This window comes from Cellulomonas algicola, from assembly GCF_019024305.1.
GTDB classification, from domain to species: Bacteria; Actinomycetota; Actinomycetes; order Actinomycetales; family Cellulomonadaceae; genus Cellulomonas; species Cellulomonas algicola.
Map to the genome: position 1 here is coordinate 275,974 of NZ_JAHKSJ010000008.1, position 19,564 is coordinate 295,537.

Consider the following 19,564-nt stretch of genomic DNA (forward strand, 5'->3'; position numbering starts at 1 on the left):
GCACGCGCGCGCGGAACCCGTCGAGGCCCCGGCCCGGCGGGTTCCGTCGTCTGCGGGTCCGCCCGTGAGCCCAGCCGCGCGCACGCCGCCCGGTCAGCGCGGGCGGCGCGGCGGCGGGGGAGGGACGCGCTTGGCGAGCACGACGTCGGCGCCGGGCACGTCGACGTCACCGCCGCGCGTGCGGACGGTGAGCCCGTCGTCGTCGCAGCGCACGACGTCGCCGAGGACGTCGGTCAGCTGCGGCTCACCGGGCGCGGGGTCGTCGTCGCGCCGACGCCGGACGACGACGCGCTCCCCGGGCCGCAGCGTGCGCCAGTCGAGGCTCACGCGGCGACCTGCCGGGCCCTGCGTGCGACGGTCAGGGCGTCCCGCGAGGTCGGCGACGGCGACCGCCGGTCCCGCCGCCGTGGACACGACCTCACGCCTGCTCGCATGTGGGGGATACTAGGCAGACCCCCTGCGCGTTGGAGGACGCACCGTGACCTATGTCATCGCCGAGCCTTGTGTGGACGTCAAGGACAAGGCGTGCATCGAGGAATGTCCCGTGGACTGCATCTACGAGGGCAAGCGGTCGCTGTACATCCACCCGGACGAGTGCGTGGACTGCGGGGCCTGCGAGCCGGTCTGCCCGGTCGAGGCCATCTACTACGAGGACGACGTCCCCGAGCAGTGGAGCGAGTACTACAAGGCGAACGTCGAGTTCTTCGACGACCTGGGCTCGCCGGGCGGTGCCGCGAAGATGGGTGAGATCGACAAGGACCACCCGATCATCGCGACGCTGCCGCTCCGCGTGCACGGCGACTGACGCCACCTGCGTGGGCTTCCTCACCGGCGCGCTGCCGGACTTCCCCTGGGACACGCTCACCCCGTTCGCGGAGCGGGCGCGCGCGTACCCGGGCGGCATCGTCGACCTGTCGGTCGGAACCCCGGTGGACCCGACGCCCGCGGTGGTGCGTGACGCGCTCGCCGCGGCCGCGGACTCGCCGGGCTACCCGCTCACGCACGGCACGCCCGACCTGCGCGACGCGGTGGTGCGCTGGTTCGCACGACGCCGCGGCGTGCCCGGCCTGGACCCGGCGGCGGTGCTCCCGACGGTCGGCTCGAAGGAGCTCGTCGCGCTGCTCCCGTCGCTGCTGGGCCTGGGCGACGGCGACGTGGTGCTGCACCCGGCGACGGCGTACCCGACGTACGACGTGGGTGCGCGGCTCGCGGGTGCGACGCCGGTCCCGACGGACGACCCGGCGGCCGTGCTCGCGGACCCGTCGAGCGGCGGTGCGGTGCGGCTCGTCTGGCTGAACTCGCCCGGCAACCCGGACGGCTCGGTGCTGGGTGTCGAGGACCTGCGTCGCGTGGTGGACGCCGCGCGTGCGGCGGCGGAGCGCGACGGCCGGCCGGTCGTGGTGGCGTCGGACGAGTGCTACGCCGAGCTCGCCTGGGAGGAGCCGTGGGCGTCGTCGGGCGTCCCGAGCGTGCTCGACCCGCGCGTCACGGGCGGCGACCTCACGGGGCTGCTCGCCGTGTACTCGCTGTCGAAGCAGTCGAACCTCGCGGGCTACCGGGCGGCGTTCGTCGCGGGCGACCCGGCGCTGGTGGCCCGGCTGCTCGAGCTCCGCAAGCACGCGGGCATGATCGTCCCGGGGCCCGTGCAGGCGGCGACGACTGCGGCCCTGGCCGACGACGAGCACGTCGCGGAGCAGCGCGAGCGGTACCGGCGGCGACGCCGGCTGCTGCGCGGTGCGTTCGAGGAGGCCGGGTACGTCGTCGACCGCTCGTCCGCGGGGCTGTACCTGTGGGTGCGTCCGGACGGCGGAGGTCAGGACTGCTGGTCGACGGTGGGCGACCTGGCCGAGCAGGGGATCCTGGTCGCGCCGGGCGCGTTCTACGGCGCGGCGGCGGCCGGGCACGTGCGGGTCGCGCTGACCGCGTCGGACGAGAGGATCGCGGAGGCGGCCGCTCGCCTCACCGGTGCATGACCCACGTCAGGGACGGTCTGTGAGGACCGTCACACCGGGACCCTGGTCCCGTCACGGATTGGTCACGGCAGGCTAGCCGCAGGTACCGTCAAGGCTGGCCAACGAGGGCCGGAGCAGCTGGCCGAGCAGGCCGCACGAACCGACCGCCGGACGCCCAGCGCATCCCCTGGGCCAGGGTCGTCGCAGGAAGGAACCACATGTCGGACGTCGTCACCGCGCCGGTCCAGCTGATCGTCGACGGCCAGTCCCGCGACCTGCCCGTCGTGACCGCGTCCGAGGGGAACGACGGGATCGTCGTCTCCTCGCTCCTGCGCGACACCGGTCTGGTCACGGTGGACCCGGGCTTCATGAACACCGCCTCGTGCGAGTCGAAGATCACGTACATCGACGGCGACGAGGGGATCCTGCGCTACCGCGGCTACCCGATCGAGCAGCTCGCCGAGCAGTCGTCGTTCCTCGAGGTCGCCTACCTGCTCATCCACGGCGAGCTGCCGTCGCCGTCGGAGCTCGAGGCGTTCGAGGAGCGCGTCAACCGGCACACGCTGGTGCACGAGGACTTCCGCACGTTCATGGGGACGTTCCCGCGCAACGCGCACCCGATGGCCGTCATGTCGTCGGCGCTCAACGCGCTGTCGACGTTCTACCCGGAGTCGCTCGACCCGCACGACCCCGAGGCCGTCGAGCTCGCGACGGTCCTCATCCTCGCGAAGACGCGCACCATCACGTCCTACGTGCACCGCACGTCGAAGGGCGAGCCGCTGCTCTACCCCGACTACTCGCGCGGGTACGTCGAGGACTTCCTCCGCATGACGTTCGCGGTGCCGTACCAGCAGTACGAGCCGGACCCGGTCGTCGTGCAGGCGCTCGACAAGCTGCTCATCCTGCACGCCGACCACGAGCAGAACTGCTCGACGTCGACGGTGCGCATCGTCGGCTCGTCGAACGCGAACCTGTACGCGTCGGTCGCCGCGGGCATCAACGCGCTGTCGGGCCCGCTGCACGGCGGCGCGAACGAGGCCGTGCTCAAGATGCTCGACGAGATCAAGGCGAACGGCGGCGACGCGACCGCGTTCATGAAGCGCGTGAAGGACAAGGAGCCCGGCGTCCGCCTCATGGGCTTCGGCCACCGCGTCTACAAGAACTACGACCCGCGCGCCGCGATCGTGAAGGAGAGCGCCGACGCGGTCCTCTCGGCGCTCGGCAAGAACGACGAGCTGCTCGACCTGGCCCGCGGCCTCGAGGAGATCGCGCTCAACGACGACTACTTCGTGTCGCGCAAGCTCTACCCGAACGTCGACTTCTACACGGGCCTCATCTACAAGGCGATGGGCTTCTCGGAGTCGATGTTCACGCCGCTGTTCGCGCTGGGCCGCATGCCCGGCTGGATCGCCCAGTGGCGCGAGATGATCAACGACCCGCAGACGAAGATCGGCCGCCCGCGGCAGGTCTACACGGGCGCCGTCGAGCGCGACTACACGCCCGTCGCGGATCGCTGACGCGACAGCACCGCCCGACGGAGGGGCCCGGCACGCTCGACGTGCCGGGCCCTTCTCGGCCCTCCGGCCCACCCGCGCGTCGACGACCCGGGCGGACCGATGCGCCCGGTCCGCCGTCGGGCATGGTCGGCATCAGGGTCCGAGCGTGAGCCGGACCTGGCCTGTCGCGGGGGAGTCGGCGGCCGTCGCGGCCGTCCACGACGCCTCGGTGCGGTCCCACGCCTGACCGCCGGCCTCGACGTGCGTGAGTCCCAGCGGTGCGGCGACGGCGACGGCCCACTGCGCCACGGCCCAGGTGAACCGGTCGGCGTTCGCCGGGTCGGACGCGGCGAGCGGCGCGACGTCGACGACGACGGTCGTGCCGCCGCCCTCGCGCGGCTCCGCCGTCAGGGGCAGCTCGCCGAGGTCACGGTGCAGCCGCGCGGTCACCGCGGCGACGGCGCCGGTCCCGGGGTCGGGATCGCGCAGCGTGCACGAGAGCGCGGCGGGGGACCAGCCGGTGAGCGCGGAGGCGTAGGCGCGGGCGCGGACCTCGTGCTGCGCGTACGCGTCGGGGTAGCCGGACCGCTGCACGGCCTGGGCCGCCTCGGTGATCGGCAGCTCCTCGTACCCGGCGACCTGGACCAGGTGGTCGTAGAAGATCCCGGTCGCGTAGACGGGGTCCTGCACCTGCTCGGGCGTGCCCCAGCCCTGCGACGGCCGCTGCTGGAACAGGCCGAGCGAGTCGCGGTCGCCGTAGTCGACGTTGACGAGCTTCGACTCCTGCAGCGCGGTGGCGAGACCGATCGTCACCGCGCGGGCGGGCAGGCCGCGGCGGACCGCGGTCGCGGCGATGAGCGCCGCGTTGTCCGCCTGCTCGGGCGAGAGGAACCACGTGGTGCCGTCGACGGTCGCGGCGCACCGCTGCACGACGGGCGGGGCCTCGTCCTGCAGGCGCAGCACGGTGACGACCGCGGCGACGCCGCCGCCGAGGGCGACGACGAGCGCGACGGCCAGGCAGCCGGCACGTCGTCCGCGGTGCCGCCGGGGGCGTCGGCGGGCCACGGCGTCAGTTCGCGTGCAGGGCGGCGTTGAGCTCGACGCCCGCGCCCGCGCGTGCGACGGCCTCGACCCCGCCCGTGAGCGAGTTGCGCCGGAACAGCACGCCGTGCGCGCCGGCGAGCTCGCGGGCCTTGACGACGCGCGGCTCGGCGGCCGGGTCGGGGGTGCCGTCGGCACCCCACCCGAGCAACGTGACCTTGGTGCCCGCGGTGACGTACAGCCCGGCCTCGACGACGCAGTCGTCGCCGAGCGGGATGCCGAGGCCCGAGTTCGCGCCGAGCAGGCTGCGCCGCCCGACCGACACGACGACGCGGCCGCCGCCGGACAGCGTGCCCATGATCGACGCGCCGCCGCCCACGTCGGAGCCGTCGCCCACGACGACGCCCCCGGAGATGCGGCCCTCGACCATCGACGTGCCGAGCGTCCCGGCGTTGAAGTTGACGAACCCCTCGTGCATGACGGTCGTGCCGCTCGCGAGGTGCGCGCCCAGGCGGACGCGGTCGGCGTCGGCGATGCGCACCCCCGACGGGACGACGTAGTCGACCATGCGCGGGAACTTGTCGACGCCGAGGACGGTCACCGGGACGCCCGTCGCGGCGCGCAGGCGGGCGCGCGTCGTCTCGAACCCGTCGACGGCGCACGGCCCGCGGTCGGTCCACACGACGTTCGGCAGCACGCCGAAGATGCCGTCGAGGTTCTGCCCGTGGGGCTGCACGAGGCGGTGCGACAGCAGGTGCAGGCGCAGGTACGCGTCGGCGGTGTCGGCCGGCGGGGAGTCGAGGTCGACGACGGTCCGCACGACCTGCACGCGCACGCCGCGCGCGTCGTCGACGCGCTCGCCCGCGACGAGCTCCGCGGGGGCCGTCGCGTCGGCCGGCGGCTCGCCGAGCGCGGGCGCGGGGTACCAGGTGTCGAGCGTCGTGCCGTCGCCGGCGACCGTGGCCAGGCCGAAGCCCCAGGCCGTGCGTGCTGTCATGCGGACAACCCTAGACAACGTGCAGGCGCTTACCGTCCGGTAGCCCCCGCGACGGGCCGGGACGGACCGGAGCGCGTCATGCACGGCGGCTAGGGTCGCCGTGTGACCGCCACGACGCCTGCCGCCCTCGACCTGCGCGCCGACCTGCTGACCCTGACGCGCGCGGTGTGCGACGTCCCGTCGGAGAGCGGCGACGAGACCGCGCTCGCGGACGCCGTCGAGTCGGCGCTGCGCGCGTACCCGCACCTCGAGGTGCTGCGCGACGGCGACGCGGTCGTCGCGCGGACCGCCCTCGGACGGCCGACGCGCGTCGTCGTCGCGGGCCACATCGACACCGTGCCGATCGTCGACAACGTGCCGACGCGGGTCGAGGGCGAGGGCGCCGACCGGGTCGTCTGGGGCCGCGGCACCGTCGACATGAAGGCGGGCGTCGCGGTGCAGCTCGCGCTCGCGGCCGAGCTCGACGCGCCGACGCACGACGTCACGTGGGTGTTCTACGACCACGAGGAGGTCGACGCCGACCTCAACGGCCTCGGCCGGCTCGTCCGGACCCACCCGGAGTGGCTCGCGTGCGACTTTGCGGTGCTGTGCGAGCCGACCGCGGGCGGCCTCGAGGGCGGCTGCAACGGCACGCTCCGGGCCGAGGTCCGGCTGACCGGTGTCGCCGCGCACTCGGCGCGCGCGTGGACGGGCCGCAACGCGATCCATGCCGCGGGCGAGGTGCTGCGGCGGCTCGAGGCGTACGAGGCCGCGTCGGTCGAGGTCGACGGGCTCGTGTACCGCGAGGGCCTCAACGCGGTGCTGATCACGGGCGGCACGGCGGCCAACGTCATCCCCGACGCGTGCGTCGTCACCGTGAACTACCGGTTCGCGCCGTCGCGCAGCGTGGAGGAGGCCGCGCAGCACGTGCGCGACCTGCTCGACGGCTACGACGTCGTCGTCACCGACGCCGCGCCCGGCGCGCGTCCCGGCCTCGACCACCCGGCCGCCGCCGCGTTCGCCGAGGTCGTGCTGGCCGTCACGGGTGGCGCGCCCGCGGCGAAGCTCGGCTGGACCGACGTCGCGCGGTTCTCCGCGCTCGGCGTCCCCGCCGTCAACTTCGGCCCCGGCGACCCGCTGCTCGCGCACAAGGTCGACGAGCACTGCCCCGTGGACCAGATCGAGGTCTCGCACGCCGCGCTGCGCGCCTGGCTCACCGCCTGACGACGGCGCCGCCGACCGGCCCGGACGAGGCACCGGGCGACGGACCGGCATCGCTGCGGCGACGGTCCGGTGACGGTGGCCGGTCCGGGCCGCGAACCCCCAGGGCCCACGCCTAGAGTCACCCCATGAGCGACGACGGTCAGCCCGCACCCGGCCAGGGATACCGCAAGGGACCGGTGATCCTGCGCGGCCGGCAGATCCCCTCCAGCACGTCCGACCAGCGCCTGCTGAGCCGCGGCGACGGCGCGTCCTGGCTGCACGGCGACCCGTGGCGCGTCATGCGCATCCAGAGCGAGTTCGTCGAGGGCTTCGGCGCGCTCGCCGAGGTCGGGCCCGCGGTGAGCGTGTTCGGGTCGGCCCGGACCCCCGTCGGCAGCGCCGAGTACCGGCTGGGCGTGGAGGTCGGGCGCCTGCTCGCGGGCGCAGGGTACGCCGTCATCACCGGCGGCGGCCCGGGGATCATGGAGGCCGCGAACCGCGGCGCGTTCGAGGAAGGCGGCCTGTCCGTCGGGCTCGGCATCGAGCTCCCGTTCGAGCAGGGCATGAACCCGTACGTCGACCTCGGCGTGAACTTCCGCTACTTCTTCGCCCGCAAGACGATGTTCGTCAAGTACTCCGAGGGCTTCGTCGTGCTGCCCGGCGGCTTCGGCACCTTCGACGAGCTGTTCGAGGCGCTCACGCTCGTGCAGACGCACAAGGTCACGAGCTTCCCGATCGTCCTCGTCGGCCGCTCCTACTGGCAGGGCCTCCTGGACTGGGTGAGCGGGCCGGTCCTCGAACGCGGCATGATCTCCGCCGTGGACCTCGAGCTGCTCAAGGTCGTCGACGACGCCGAGGAGGCCGTCGACATCGTCCGGGAACGCGGTGCGGAGCTGCGCGCCCAGGAGGAGGCCGCCGCGCGCGCGACCGCGGAGGCGGAGTCGTCGCCCGAGGCCGCGGGGTGACCGGCGGGGCCGCGCCACCCACCGGCCCGGTCGCACCGGCGCCCACCGCCGCGGTCGACGGGGTCCCGCCGGCGGGGGCACCGCTGCGGCTGCGCGGCCGCGTCGTCGGCGCGGACCGGCCCGTCGTCATGGCCGTCGTCAACCGGACGCCCGACTCGTTCTACGCCGCCGCGCGCCACGACGACGCGTCCGCGGACGCTGCCGTCGCGCGCGCGGCCGAGGAGGGCGCCGGCATCGTCGACCTGGGCGGTGTCCGCGCAGGGCGCGGCCCGCACGTCGACGCGGCCGAGGAGGTCGCCCGCGTCGTCCCGCTCGTCGCCCGCGTGCGCGCCCGCCACCCCGACCTGCTCGTGAGCATCGACACCTGGCGAGCCGACGTCGCGCGCGCCGCGGCCGACGAGGGCGTCGACCTGGTGAACGACACGTGGGCGGGCCACGACCCGCACCTCGTCGAGGTCGCCGCCGAGCGCGGGCTGGGCGTCGTGTGCTCGCACACGGGCGGCGCGCGACCGCGGACCGACCCGTTCCGCGTCGCGTACCCCGGCGACGGGCTCGACGGCGTGCTCGACGACGTGCTGGCGACCGTGACCGCCGGCGCCCGCCGGGCCGTGGCGCTCGGCGTCGACCCCGCATCGGTGCTCGTCGACCCGACGCACGACTTCGGCAAGAACACCTGGCACTCCGTGCACCTGCTGCGCCGCACGGCGGCGCTCGTCGCGACGGGGTTCCCCGTCCTCATGGCGCTGTCCCGCAAGGACTTCGTCGGCGAGAGCCTCGACCTGCCCGTCGACGACCGGCTCGAGGGCACGCTCGCGGCGACGTCGGTCGCGGCATGGCTCGGGGCACGCGTCTTCCGGGCGCACGACGTCGCCGCGACGCGGCGGACCGTGGACATGGTGGCGGTCCTGCGCGGCGACGCGGCCCCCGCCCGGGCCGTGCGAGGGCTGGCATGAGCGGCGACCGCACGGCCGCGGAGTCGACGGACGAGGGGGCGACGCCCGCGGCGCAGGACGCGGCCACGCCGCTCTCCCGGGACGGGTCCGCGCCCGTCACCACGGACGCGGCTGCGCCTCCTCCCGCGGACGCGGCGGGGCCGGTCGCCACGGATGCCGCCGACGTGCGGGCCCCTGCGGTCCCGCGTGCGTGGTTCGACCCGCGCGGCTGGCCGTGGTGGGTGCAGACGCTCGCCGTGTACCTCGCCGGGCGGGCGTTCAGCGCGGTCGCGCTCGTCGTCACCGCGCAGGCGCAGGTCGAGAACTACTGGACGCCCGCGCAGCCGTCGTACCTGCAGTTCACGGGCTTGATGTGGGACGCGAGCTGGTACCGGCAGGCGGCCGAGCAGGGCTACCCGGACACGCTGCCCGTCGGCGAGGACGGGCTGGTGCAGCAGAACGTCTGGGCGTTCTTCCCGCTGTTCCCGATGCTCGTCCGCGGGCTCATGGTGCTGACCACGGGTCCCTGGTACGTGGTCGCCCCGCTCACGGCGCTCGTCCTCGGCGCGGCTGCCGCCGTCGTGATCCACCGGCTCGTCGAGCGCGGTGCGCCGCGCGCCGTCGCCGCACGTCCCGGCCTGCCGCTGGCGACGGTCGCGCTCGTCACGGCGTTCCCGACGGCGGTCGTGCTCCAGGTCGCGTACACCGAGTCGCTCGCGCTGCTGCTCGTCGCCGCCGCGCTGCTGCTGCTCGTGGAGCGGCGCTACCTCGCGATGTCTGTCGTGGTGATCGCGCTCGGCTTCACGCGCGCGGTCGCGCTGCCGATGGCCGCGGTGATCGTGGTGCACGCGGCGGTGCGCTGGTGGCGCAGCCGGCGCGGCGAGGACCACCTCGGTGCGCGTGACGTGGGTGGTCTGGCCGCGCTCGCGGTGGCCGCGGGCGTCTCGGGCGTCGCGTGGCCGCTGATCTGCGGCTGGGTCACGGGCGTGCCCGACGGGTACCTGCAGACGCAGGAGTCGTGGCGCGGGCTGCGCGAGGTCCAGCCCTTCGGGGCCTGGGGGTACGTGTCGCGGTTCTGGTTCGGCGAGTGGGCGCCGTGGGTGCTCGTCGCGGGCTTCGCGCTGGTGGTCGCGGTCCTCCTGGTGCCCGCGGCGTGGCGTCTCGGCAACGAGCTGCACGCCTGGCCCGCGGCGTACCTGCTCTACATCGCGGCGGTCATCGAGCCCGGCAGCAGCCTCGCGCGGTTCCTCGTGCTCGCCTTCCCGTTGGGCGCTGTCACGGCCGGCGTCGTGACCCGACCTGCGGCGGCGAGGCGGCTCTGGTTCACCGGCGTGCTCGTGCTCATGCTCGCGCTGCAGCTCGTCTGGGTCTGGAACATGTGGCGGCTGACCCCACCGCAGGGCTGGCCGCCGTGACCGGTGCACCTGGACCGGCGTCCGACGCGGAGCCGATCGGGCGGTCCGGGTCGCATCGGTCGAGGTGGGGGACCCTCGGGTGAACTAAGATGGTCGGCGGACCACCGGCCAAGCGGGCCTCTCGTCGCGCGCTCCGCGCACGAGCACCCGGCCGGGACGCACGAGCGAAGGAGAGGCCCCCCGTATGGCCGCGATGAAGCCGAGGACCGGCGACGGACCGCTCGAGGTGACGAAGGAGGGGCGCGGCATCGTGATGCGCGTCCCGCTCGAGGGCGGTGGACGGCTGGTGGTCGAGCTCAACGCGACCGAGGCCGCCGAGCTGGGCGAGGCCCTCACGTCCGTCGTCTCCTGACGACGGACCGCACGACATGGCGAGGCCGACGACAGGTTTCACCGCTTCCATCGGCCGGACGCCGCCCGAGGTGACGTCGGTCGGTGGCGGGCTCGCGACGAGCCCGCTGCTGACCGACGGCTCGGTCGACGCCGTCGCTGTCCCGGTCGCCCCACCGGGACCCGGCGACGAGGGCGTCGAGGCCCGCGAGGGCACCGCCGACGCCGCGGCACGCTACGGCGTCGACCTCGCGGAGATCGCCGAGCGGGTCCGCCTCACGGGCGCCGCCGGCGAGGCGTACGTCCTGCAGCTCCCGCGACCCGTCGGGTCCGCGGTCACCCTGCCCTGGGCCGGGCTGCCCCCGCGCCTGGTCGTCGTGGGCGTCGGCGACGGCTCCCCGCGCGACGTCCGTCGTGCCGGGGCCGCTCTCGCGCGGGCCACCCGCGGGCTGCGCCGCGTCGTCACGACGGTCGGCGCCTACGCCGGCCAGTCCTCGTCCGACGAGGCCGCCGCGGCCCGCGCCCTCACCGAGGGCTACCTGCTCGCCGCGTACCGCACGCCGACGGTCGCGACCGGCAAGCCCGACCTCGCACCGGCGCCGCTCGTCCTGCTCGGCAGGGACGGCACGCGCGTCGCCGCGGCGATCGACGCGGGGCGGACCGCCGCGCGCGCGACGTGGCTCGTGCGCGACCTGGCCGCGACCCCGTCGAGCACCAAGAACCCCGCGTGGTTCGCCGACCAGGCGCGCCGGCTCGCCCGCACCGCCGGGCTCGAGGTCACCGTGCGCGCCCCGCGCGAGCTCGCCGCCGAGGGCTTCGGCGGGATCCTCGCGGTCGGCGCCGGCTCGGCGTCCCCGCCGCGGCTCGTCACCGTGTCCTACCGGCCCGCCACCGCGGGTCCCGACGCGCAGCACGTCGTCGTCGTCGGCAAGGGCATCACCTACGACACGGGTGGCCTCTCGATCAAGCCGCGCGAGGCCATGGTCCCGATGAAGACCGACATGACGGGCGCCGCCGTCGCGCTCGCCACCGTGCTCGGCGCCGCCGAGTCCGGTGTCGCCCACCGTGTCACCGCGGTGCTGCCGCTCGCCGAGAACCACGTCGGCGCCGCGTCGTACCGGCCCGGTGACGTGCTCACGCTGTTCGGCGGCACGACCGTCGAGATCGCGAACACCGACGCCGAGGGGCGCCTCGTCCTCGCGGACGCGCTCGCCTGGGCGGACGCGCACCTCGACCCGGACGTGCTCGTCGACGTCGCCACGCTCACCGGCGCCGCGACGCTCGGCCTCGGCAAGCAGCACGCCGCGCTCTACGGCACCGACGACGCGCTCGTCGCGGCCCTGGCCGCCGCGGGGGAGACGTCGGGCGAGCTCGCGTGGCCGATGCCGCTGGTCGCCGAGTACGAGGAGGCGGTGTCGTCCGACGTCGCCGACCTGCGGCACGTGCCCTCCGACCGCCGGATCGGCGGCGGGTCGATCACGGCCGCGCTGTTCCTCCAGCACTTCGTCGGCGACCGGCGCTGGGCGCACCTCGACATCGCCGGGCCTGCCCGCGCGAGCGCGGACAAGCACGAGGTCACCGAGGGCGCAACCGGCTACGGCGCGCGCCTGCTGCTGGAGTTCCTCGCCGAGCTGCGCTGACGGTCACGCCCGCGTGGCGGGCAGGCCGTCGTGCCGCGGACACCGACCGCGGTGCGACGCGCGAGGCGGACCGCTCAGCGGCGGACCGCGACCAGCAGGCCGTCACCCGTGGGCAGGAGCGCGGGCAGCAGCCGGTCGTCCGCGCGCACGACGCGGCCGACCTCGCGGATGGTCGTCGTGGTCTCGTCGCGCCGGGCCGGGTCGGCCACGCGGTCGTGCCAGAGCGCGTTGTCGACGGCGAGCACGCCGCCGGGCCGGAGCAGGCGCACGGCCTGCTCGACGTAGCCCGGGTAGGACTCCTTGTCGGCGTCGACGAACACCAGGTCGTAGCCGCCGTCGGTGAGGCGCGGCAGGACGTCGAGCGCCCGGCCCGAGATCGTGCGCGTGCGCGTGCCCCGGACACCCTCCTCGGCGAAGGCCTCCTTGGCGGCCCGCTGGTGCTCGACCTCGAGGTCGATCGTCGTGAGGACGCCGTCCGCGGGCATGCCGCGCAGCAGGTACAGCGACCCGACACCCGCCCCGGTGCCGACCTCGACGACCGCACGGGCCTGCGCCGCCGCCGCGAGCACCGACAGCGCGGCCCCCGACCCCGGCAGCACGGGCGTGCAGCCGAGCTGCGCCGCACGCTCGCGGGCGCGCAGGAGCACGTCGTCCTCGGGGAGGAACTCCTCGCAGTAGACCCAGCTCTGGGCCTTGTCGGTGGAGATGGCAGCCTCCCGGGGCGGTGCAGTGGGGCGTGGGATGCGGCCAGCCTATCGGTGCACGCGCGGCCCCCGAGGGAGGCGGGCGGGCCGGCCGCGGAACTTTCCGGGCCGTCGACGCGTTCCACCAGGACGCACGTCACGATTCGAAGACCGCCGCGCGACCTGGGAGACTGGTGCCCCGTCCGCAGACCCCGAAGGAGCCCGACCCGATGACCACGCCCCCGGCCGCCTGGCAGCCGCCGACGTGGGAGCAGATCGTCCGGGACCACTCGGCGCGTGTCTACCGCCTCGCGTACCGCCTCACCGGCAACCGGCACGACGCGGAGGACCTCACGCAGGAGACCTTCGTGCGCGTGTTCCGGTCGCTCAACACGTACACGCCCGGCACGTTCGAGGGCTGGCTGCACCGCATCACGACGAACCTGTTCCTCGACCAGGCGCGCCGCAAGCAGCGGGTCCGCATGGACGCGATGGGCGACGACTCCGACCGCTACGCGTCGGTCGACAGCCTCGGCAGCCCGGAGCGCGCGTACGAGCACGGCAACCTCGACCACGACGTGCAGCGCGCGCTCGACGAGCTGCCGCCCGAGTACCGCGCCGCGGTCGTGCTGTGCGACATCGAGGGACTGTCGTACGAGGAGATCGCGGTCACGCTCGGCATCAAGCTCGGCACGGTGCGCTCGCGCATCCACCGCGCCCGGGCGCGGCTGCGCGACTCGCTGGGGCACCGAGCGCCCGAGGTGCAGGGCACGCAGGCCGCCGCGCGCGTCACCGCGTCGGACGCGGCCGTCGAGCCCACGCTGCACGCGGTCGGCACGGGCCGGGGGAGCGTGGGGTGAGCCACCTCGGGTCCCGGATCAGCGCGCTCGTCGACGGCCAGCTCTCGGTCGCCCAGACGGAGCGAGCGCTCGCGCACGTCGCGCTGTGCGCGCAGTGCGCGACCGAGCTCGCCGCGGCCCGCGCCGCGCGCCGGGCCCTCGCGTCCGCGGCGGACGACGTCGCGCCCGCGCCCGACCTGACGGCCCGCCTCCTGTCGCTCGCGCCGGACCCGGACGCCGCCGACGCGCGCCGGCCGCAGCCGCCGCGTGACCCGTTCGCGGCGCCGCCCGACCGGTTCGCGCTCGCATCGGCCGGCCTCGTGCCGCGCTCGTGGACGGGCCGCTCGACCGCGGGCCTGCGCCCCGACCTCACGTCCCGCCGCCACCCCACGCGCCTCGCCGTCGGGTCGGTCGCCGGGCTCGGTGCCGTCGCCGCGATGCTCTTCGTGCTCGGCGAGCGCCCCGAGATCGTGCCCGTGAGCCACCCCGGAGCCGACCTCGCGCTGCTCGCGCAGCCCGCCTCCGGGCCGGGCACGGCTGACGGGCGTCCCGTGCTCGACGACGCCGTCCGCGCCGGTCAGGTCGACCCCGCGACGACGTCGTGGCTGCGCGCGCACGCCTGGTCGTTCCCGACCGACCTGCCCGACGGCTGGTCCGTCACGGGCCTGCGCTGGGCGCAGGGCGGGTCCGTGCTCGAGGTCGACGTGACCGGTCCGGCCGGGACGCTCGTCGTGACCGAGCAGCAGGGCCGGCTCGACACCGACGCGATCGCCGGTGCGCGCGTGCACGACCTCGGTGGGCGTGCCGTGTACGTGCTCGCGTCCGAGCCGTCGCACCTCGCGTGGCAGGCCGACGCGACCGTCGTGCAGGTCGTCGGCGCCGACGGGCACGACGTCCTGGCGCCGCTCGTGGCAGCCTTTCCCGGAGGCGCCTACGACGACGGGGTGCCCGCGCGCATCACGCGCGGCTGGCAGACGGTGACGGGAGCCCTGCAGACCCCATGACGACCCCCGACGAGGCGAGCCGACCGACCGAGCCGGCAGCCGCCCCGGGTGCGACGCCTCGACCCGCCGACGCCACGGCGGAGCCGCAGGCGCCCGCGAGCACGCCTGCGACCCCGGCCGCACCCGAGACGTTCGAGAACCCGTTCGCCAGCCCGTCGGGGCGGCGCGTCCTGCCGCCCGACCCCGCGCCGCGCCTGGCGCCGACCGCGGCGCCGGTTCCGCCCGCCTCGTCGCCGGAGACCTCCGGTGGCGCGGCGACGGGGACGTCGCACGCCGCCCACGGCACCGATCCGCGCCACGGCCGGGCCGGTGCCGACCCGCGCTACGGCCAGCCCGGCCCCGACCCGCGCTACGGCCAGGCGGGCCCCGGCAGCGGGCCGGGCGGCGCCTCGACCGGGTTCCCGGACCGTGCGCCGTTCCCGCAGCCCGACCCCCGCACCGACCCGCGGTTCGTACGCGTCAGCCGCCGCGCCGCCCGGAAGGCCGCGGCAGCGTCGCGCGTCGACCTCGGGACGGCCGCCGCGGAGCACCCCCTCGGAGCCCCCGCCCCCACGTACCGTCCCGACGCGCGGGGTGACGCCGCCGCGGGCTACGTCCCGCTCGGTGTGCCGGGCGGCGACGCGGGGCACGCGGGAACCCCGCAGGTCGTCGCCCCGCGGCGTCGTCGGCGGGCGCTGTCGGTCGTCTGGGTGGTGCCGCTCGTGGTGCTCGCGCTCGTCGCGGGCGTCCTGGGCGGTCTGCTCGGCGCGCGGCTCGGCGAGGACGACCACCTCGCGGACGCGGGCCTGCCGACGACGGTCCCGGGTGCGGCGGACGTCGCGCGCGCGCCCGAGTCGGTCGCGGGCATCGCGGCGACGGTCCTGCCCAGTGTCGTGTCGATCGAGGTCGACGGGCCGCAGGGCACGGCGACGGGCTCGGGCTTCGTGCTGCGTGCGGACGGCTACCTCGTGACGAACAACCACGTGGTCGCCGAGGCCGCGGACGCGGCGACGTCGATGACGGTGACGTTCGCCGACGGCAGCGAGGAGAGCGCGACGGTCGTCGGGCGGACGTCGGAGTACGACCTCGCGGTGCTCAAGGTCGACGTGACCGGGCTGACGCCGCTGCTGCTCGGTGACTCGGACGCGGTCGTCGTGGGCGACCCGGTGGTCGCGATCGGCGCGCCCCTGGGCCTCGCGGGCACGGTCACGACGGGCATCGTCAGCGCGCTCAACCGGCCGGTGTCGGCGGGCGACGAGGAGGACACCGCGTTCATCAACGCGATCCAGACGGACGCGGCGATCAACCCGGGGAACTCGGGCGGCCCGCTCGTCAACGCCAAGGGCGAGGTGATCGGCGTCAACTCGGCGATCGCGCAGCCGCCGGGCACGCCGTCGACGTCGGGCGGCAGCATCGGCCTGGGCTTCGCGATCCCGTCGGAGCAGGTGCGCCGCACGGCCGAGCAGCTCATCGAGACGGGCCGGGCGACGTACCCGATCATCGGCGTGCTGCTGGACCAGCGGTACGTGGGCGAGGGTGTGCAGGTGTCGACGGAGGACCGGGACGGGACGCCCGCGGTGTCGGCCGACGGCCCCGCGGAGCGAGCGGGCATCCGGCGCGGCGACGTGATCCTCGCGATCGACGGCCGGCCCGTCACGGACCCGGACGAGCTGATCGTCGCGATCCGGGCCCGGACACCCGGGGAGACGGTCGTGCTGCGCGTGCGGACGGGCTCCGACGAGCGCGACGTGCGGGTCCGGCTCGACGAGGCCGACGCCCGCTGAGACGCCTCCGGGCGGGCCGCCGACCGGGGCCTGCCGGCGGTCCGCGCGGGGTACCCTGACCCGGTGTTCGGAATCAACGGCGGGGAGCTGCTCGTGCTCTTCCTCGTCGCGGCCTTCGTGATCGGCCCCGAGCGCCTGCCGAGGTACGCGGAGCAGCTGGGCCACTGGGTCCGGCGCGCACGCCAGTTCGCCGCCGACGCCAAGGCGCGCGTCGACGAGGAGCTCGGCGAGGAGGCCCGCGACGTCGACTGGGCGGCGCTCGACCCGCGCAAGTACGACCCGCGCCGGATCGTGCGCGAGGCCCTGCTCGACGACCTGCCGTCGACGTCCGGACGTCGTCCCGCTGGAACCCCGCCGACGGCCCGTGCCACCGCGGCGACCGCCGGCGGCGCTGCTGCGGCGGCCGCTGCCTCGAAGGGTGGCGGGGTCAAGGTCGCGGGCGACCCGGGCGAGCGATGGCGGAGCGCACCGTTCGACGACGAAGCCACCTGACGTAGCGCGTCGGCGCGCGGTCGCCGACGTGGCCGGTCGAGGTCCACCTCACCGGTCCCGCCGCCCGCGCAGACGCACCCCCCGCACGCACCCCGTCGTCCCGCTCCTGGGCGGGCACGGCGCACCGACAGAATGGACTGAGGGTCCGCATGGCCACGCACCGCTCGCGCATCTTCTCCGGGATGCAGCCGACGTCCGACTCGCTCCAGCTCGGCAACTACCTGGGCGCCCTCACGCAGTGGGTCGCGCTGCAGGACGACCACGACGCGATCTACTGCGTCGTCGACCTGCACGCGCTGACCGTCAACCCGGACCCGGCGGTCCTGCGGGACCGGACGCGCCGCACGGCGGCGCAGTTCCTCGCCGCGGGTGTCGACCCGGCCCGGTCGATCCTCTTCGTGCAGTCGCACGTCCCCGAGCACGCGGAGCTCGCGTGGCTGCTGTCGTGCCAGACGGGCTTCGGTGAGGCCGGCCGGATGACGCAGTTCAAGGACAAGTCGAGCAAGCAGGGGACCGAGGGCACGACCGTCGGGCTGTTCACGTACCCCGTGCTCATGGCCGCGGACATCCTGCTGTACGACACGAACCTCGTGCCTGTCGGCGAGGACCAGCGCCAGCACCTCGAGCTGTCCCGCGACCTCGCGCAGCGGCTCAACCACCGGTTCGGCAAGGACACGGTCGTCGTGCCGGAGCCGCACATCGTCAAGGCGACCGCGAAGATCTACGACCTGCAGGACCCGACGTCGAAGATGAGCAAGTCGGCCGAGAGCCCGAACGGCCTGATCGAGCTGCTCGACGACCCGAAGGTGATCGCGAAGCGCATCAAGTCGGCGGTCACGGACACCGAGCGCGAGATCCGCTTCGACCCGGCGGCCAAGCCGGGCATCTCCAACCTGCTGACGATCTACTCGGCGCTCGCGGGCCGGCCCGTGGACGCGCTCGTCGCGGAGTACGAGGGCAAGGGCTACGGCGACCTGAAGAAGGACGTCGCCGAGGTCGTGCTGGCGTTCCTCACGCCCTTCCAGGAGCGTGTGCACGGCTACCTCGCGGACCCGGCGTCCCTCGACGCGGTGCTCGCCGACGGCGCCGACCGGGCGCAGGAGATCGCGGCCCCGACGCTCGAGCGCCTCTACGACCGGTTCGGCCTGCTGCGTCGTCGGGGTTCGCGCCGGGTCGTCCGCGACGAGGTCGACGCCGGGGTGGGGATCGGGGCATGAGGCTGCCGGAACGCACCGGCGACCAGCTCCGCATCGGGGTCGCCGTCACGGTCCCCGAGCCGTGGGGCAGCGAGCTGCGCGCCGCGCGGTCCCGCTACGGCGACCCGCTCGCCGACTTCATCCCGCCCCACATCACGCTGCTGGGTCCGACGGTCGTCGAGCCCGAGGAGATGGCGGAGGTCGAGGAGCACCTCACGAAGGCCGCGGCGCGGCACACGCCGTTCGTCGTGCGGCTGCGCGGGACGGCGACGTTCCGCCCGGTGTCGCCGGTGGTGTTCGTCGAGCTCGCCGACGGCGCCGAGGGCTGCGCGGCGCTCGAGCGGTCGGTCCGGACCGGCGTGCTCGACCAGGAGCTCCGGTTCGACTACCACCCGCACGTCACCGTCGCGCACGAGGTGCCCGACGACCGGCTCGACGCGGCCGCGGCCGGGCTCGCTGACTTCGAGGCCGCGTTCGTGGTCACGGAGTTCCACAGCTACCTGCACGGCGACGACGGCGTCTGGCGTCCCGTGCGGGACTTCGCCCTCGACCTCGGGTCCGCACCCGTGGGCCTGCTGACGTCGGACGACGCGTCCGACGCGGATGCCGGAGCGGTGCGCCCGACCTAGGGTCGAGGCATGACGAGCGAGCCGACGGACGTGACCAGCCCGGCGGCCGGCTCGGGGGCCGCCCAGGCGCGTGCGCAGCGGACCGAGGACGCGTCGCTGCCGCGCAAGCGCCCGTCGCTCGTCGAGCGTGCCAAGGCCGTCCTCGCGTGGTGGCAGCAGACGCGTCCCGCGCGCGCGAACGCCCGCTTCGGCGCTGCCGGGGGCGGGCTGCTCACCGGCGGGATCGCGTACGCCGCGCTGTTCTCGGTGTTCGCCGGGCTCACCATCGGCTACACGATCTTCATGGCGGTGCTCGGCGACAACGCCGACCTCCGCCAGCAGGTGCTCACGGCGATCGACGACACGCTGCCCGGGCTCATCGACACGGGGACCAACACGGGGCTCATCGACCCCGACTCGCTCGTGCTGAACCCCGCGCTGACGGTCGCGGGCATCGTGGCCCTGGTCGTCCTCGTGCTGAGCGCGATCTCCGCGACCGCGGCGCTGCGCACCGGGGTGCGCGCGATGTTCGGGCGCGTCACGGGCGACAACGCGGTCTTCTCGAAGCTGCGCGAGCTCGGTGGGTTCGTCGGGATCGCGCTCGCGGTCCTCGTGTCCGCCGTGCTCACGACCGCGGCGACCGCGGCGTCCGACTGGCTCACCACGCTGGTCGGGTGGCCGGACACCTCGGGCACCGTGGCGGCGGCGCTCGTGTCGTTCGTCGTCGACGCCGCGATGTTCATGCTGGTCGTGTGGTTCCTCGCGGGGCAGCGGCCCGCCTTCAAGGACCTCTGCTGGGGAGCCGTCATCGCGGCCGTGGGCATCGGCGTCGTCCGGCTGCTCGGCACGTCCGTCGTCGCGGGCAGCGCCACGCGCAACCCGGTGCTCGCGTCGTTCGCCGTCATCGTCACGCTGCTGATCTGGATCAACCTGCTGGCGCGCATCGTCCTGCTCGCCGCCGCGTGGACCGCGGACCCGCCGCAGGAGAAGCCTGAGGACGTCGAGAGCCCGGTGGGCACGGACTGACGC

At 75.2% G+C, this 19,564-nt stretch carries 20 protein-coding genes; 16 read left to right on the forward strand and 4 right to left on the reverse strand.

All coding sequences use genetic code 11. The features are described from left to right. Positions 1 to 93: 93 nt before the first annotated feature. Entirely contained in the window at positions 94 to 327 is a 234-nt protein-coding gene (locus KOV94_RS08485) for a putative acetyltransferase (RefSeq protein ID WP_124342510.1), read from the reverse strand. Between the two features lie 151 nt (positions 328 to 478). On the opposite strand from KOV94_RS08485, the gene fdxA reads away from it, so the two are divergent. The 3 genes from fdxA to KOV94_RS08500 all read left to right on the forward strand — a co-directional run bounded on the left by fdxA (position 479) and on the right by KOV94_RS08500 (position 3,469). Next, positions 479 to 805, forward strand: a complete 327-nt coding sequence (gene fdxA / locus KOV94_RS08490) for a ferredoxin (protein ID WP_013772042.1) — start codon at positions 479 to 481, stop codon at positions 803 to 805. Between the two features lie 10 nt (positions 806 to 815). Further along, positions 816 to 1,973 (forward strand): succinyldiaminopimelate transaminase, encoded by a 1,158-nt coding sequence (dapC, locus tag KOV94_RS08495; RefSeq protein WP_124342509.1) that lies wholly within the window; start codon positions 816 to 818, stop codon positions 1,971 to 1,973. Between the two features lie 197 nt (positions 1,974 to 2,170). Continuing rightward, positions 2,171 to 3,469 (forward strand): citrate synthase, encoded by a 1,299-nt coding sequence (locus tag KOV94_RS08500; protein WP_124342508.1) that lies wholly within the window; start codon positions 2,171 to 2,173, stop codon positions 3,467 to 3,469. Between the two features lie 132 nt (positions 3,470 to 3,601). Here the strand turns inward: KOV94_RS08500 and KOV94_RS08505 are convergent, their stop codons facing one another. Together KOV94_RS08505 and dapD are read right to left on the reverse strand one after the other, a co-directional pair. Continuing rightward, positions 3,602 to 4,513, reverse strand: coding sequence for a hypothetical protein (locus KOV94_RS08505; protein WP_218051803.1), 912 nt, complete (start codon positions 4,511 to 4,513; stop codon positions 3,602 to 3,604). A gap of 4 nt (positions 4,514 to 4,517) precedes the next feature. Further along, positions 4,518 to 5,486, reverse strand: a complete 969-nt coding sequence (dapD, locus tag KOV94_RS08510; protein ID WP_218051804.1) for a 2,3,4,5-tetrahydropyridine-2,6-dicarboxylate N-succinyltransferase — start codon at positions 5,484 to 5,486, stop codon at positions 4,518 to 4,520. A gap of 102 nt (positions 5,487 to 5,588) precedes the next feature. On the opposite strand from dapD, the gene dapE reads away from it, so the two are divergent. The 6 genes from dapE to KOV94_RS08540 all read left to right on the forward strand — a co-directional run bounded on the left by dapE (position 5,589) and on the right by KOV94_RS08540 (position 11,950). Next, positions 5,589 to 6,689, forward strand: a complete 1,101-nt coding sequence (gene dapE / locus KOV94_RS08515) for a succinyl-diaminopimelate desuccinylase (RefSeq protein WP_218051805.1) — start codon at positions 5,589 to 5,591, stop codon at positions 6,687 to 6,689. A gap of 125 nt (positions 6,690 to 6,814) precedes the next feature. Then, a complete protein-coding gene (locus KOV94_RS08520; protein WP_124342504.1) occupies positions 6,815 to 7,633 on the forward strand; it encodes an LOG family protein in 819 nt (272 codons plus the stop codon). Then, positions 7,630 to 8,586 carry a dihydropteroate synthase gene (gene folP, locus KOV94_RS08525; RefSeq protein ID WP_218051806.1) on the forward strand — a complete coding sequence of 319 codons (957 nt, stop codon included), beginning with the start codon at positions 7,630 to 7,632 and terminating at the stop codon, positions 8,584 to 8,586. The genes KOV94_RS08520 and folP overlap by 4 nt, the downstream gene beginning before the upstream one ends. Further along, entirely contained in the window at positions 8,583 to 9,980 is a 1,398-nt protein-coding gene (locus KOV94_RS08530) for a hypothetical protein (protein ID WP_225916293.1), read from the forward strand. The genes folP and KOV94_RS08530 overlap by 4 nt, the downstream gene beginning before the upstream one ends. 184 nt (positions 9,981 to 10,164) lie before the next feature. After that, positions 10,165 to 10,332: a DUF3117 domain-containing protein gene (locus KOV94_RS08535; protein ID WP_013772033.1), complete on the forward strand. Its 168-nt coding sequence runs from the start codon at positions 10,165 to 10,167 to the stop codon at positions 10,330 to 10,332. Positions 10,333 to 10,348: 16 nt separating this feature from the next. Next, complete coding sequence (locus KOV94_RS08540) at positions 10,349 to 11,950, forward strand: leucyl aminopeptidase family protein (RefSeq protein WP_218051807.1); 1,602 nt, start codon at positions 10,349 to 10,351, stop codon at positions 11,948 to 11,950. Positions 11,951 to 12,024: 74 nt separating this feature from the next. Here KOV94_RS08540 and KOV94_RS08545 read toward each other — a convergent pair whose 3' ends face one another. Beyond that, a complete protein-coding gene (locus KOV94_RS08545) occupies positions 12,025 to 12,657 on the reverse strand; it encodes an O-methyltransferase (protein WP_124344264.1) in 633 nt (210 codons plus the stop codon). A gap of 206 nt (positions 12,658 to 12,863) precedes the next feature. Between KOV94_RS08545 and sigE the strand changes: the two genes are divergently transcribed. The 7 genes from sigE (at position 12,864) to KOV94_RS08580 (ending at position 19,561) form a co-directional block, all read left to right on the forward strand. Further along, the gene (sigE, locus tag KOV94_RS08550) at positions 12,864 to 13,493 is read left to right on the forward strand and encodes an RNA polymerase sigma factor SigE (protein ID WP_225916294.1); all 630 of its coding nucleotides are present in this window, start codon (positions 12,864 to 12,866) and stop codon (positions 13,491 to 13,493) included. After that, the gene (locus tag KOV94_RS08555; RefSeq protein ID WP_218051808.1) at positions 13,490 to 14,476 is read left to right on the forward strand and encodes a zf-HC2 domain-containing protein; all 987 of its coding nucleotides are present in this window, start codon (positions 13,490 to 13,492) and stop codon (positions 14,474 to 14,476) included. The genes sigE and KOV94_RS08555 overlap by 4 nt, the downstream gene beginning before the upstream one ends. Further along, positions 14,473 to 16,239: a trypsin-like peptidase domain-containing protein gene (locus KOV94_RS20675; protein WP_225916295.1), complete on the forward strand. Its 1,767-nt coding sequence runs from the start codon at positions 14,473 to 14,475 to the stop codon at positions 16,237 to 16,239. The genes KOV94_RS08555 and KOV94_RS20675 overlap by 4 nt, the downstream gene beginning before the upstream one ends. 63 nt (positions 16,240 to 16,302) lie before the next feature. Next, a complete protein-coding gene (locus KOV94_RS08565) occupies positions 16,303 to 16,731 on the forward strand; it encodes a twin-arginine translocase TatA/TatE family subunit (RefSeq protein WP_218051809.1) in 429 nt (142 codons plus the stop codon). A 149-nt stretch (positions 16,732 to 16,880) separates the two neighbouring features. Next, positions 16,881 to 17,948 (forward strand): tryptophan--tRNA ligase, encoded by a 1,068-nt coding sequence (trpS, locus tag KOV94_RS08570; RefSeq protein WP_124343718.1) that lies wholly within the window; start codon positions 16,881 to 16,883, stop codon positions 17,946 to 17,948. After that, a complete protein-coding gene (locus KOV94_RS08575; RefSeq protein ID WP_124343719.1) occupies positions 17,945 to 18,556 on the forward strand; it encodes a 2'-5' RNA ligase family protein in 612 nt (203 codons plus the stop codon). Before trpS ends, KOV94_RS08575 begins: the two co-directional genes overlap by 4 nt. Positions 18,557 to 18,565: 9 nt before the next feature. Next, complete coding sequence (locus KOV94_RS08580; RefSeq protein WP_124343720.1) at positions 18,566 to 19,561, forward strand: YihY/virulence factor BrkB family protein; 996 nt, start codon at positions 18,566 to 18,568, stop codon at positions 19,559 to 19,561. Positions 19,562 to 19,564: the final 3 nt, after the last annotated feature.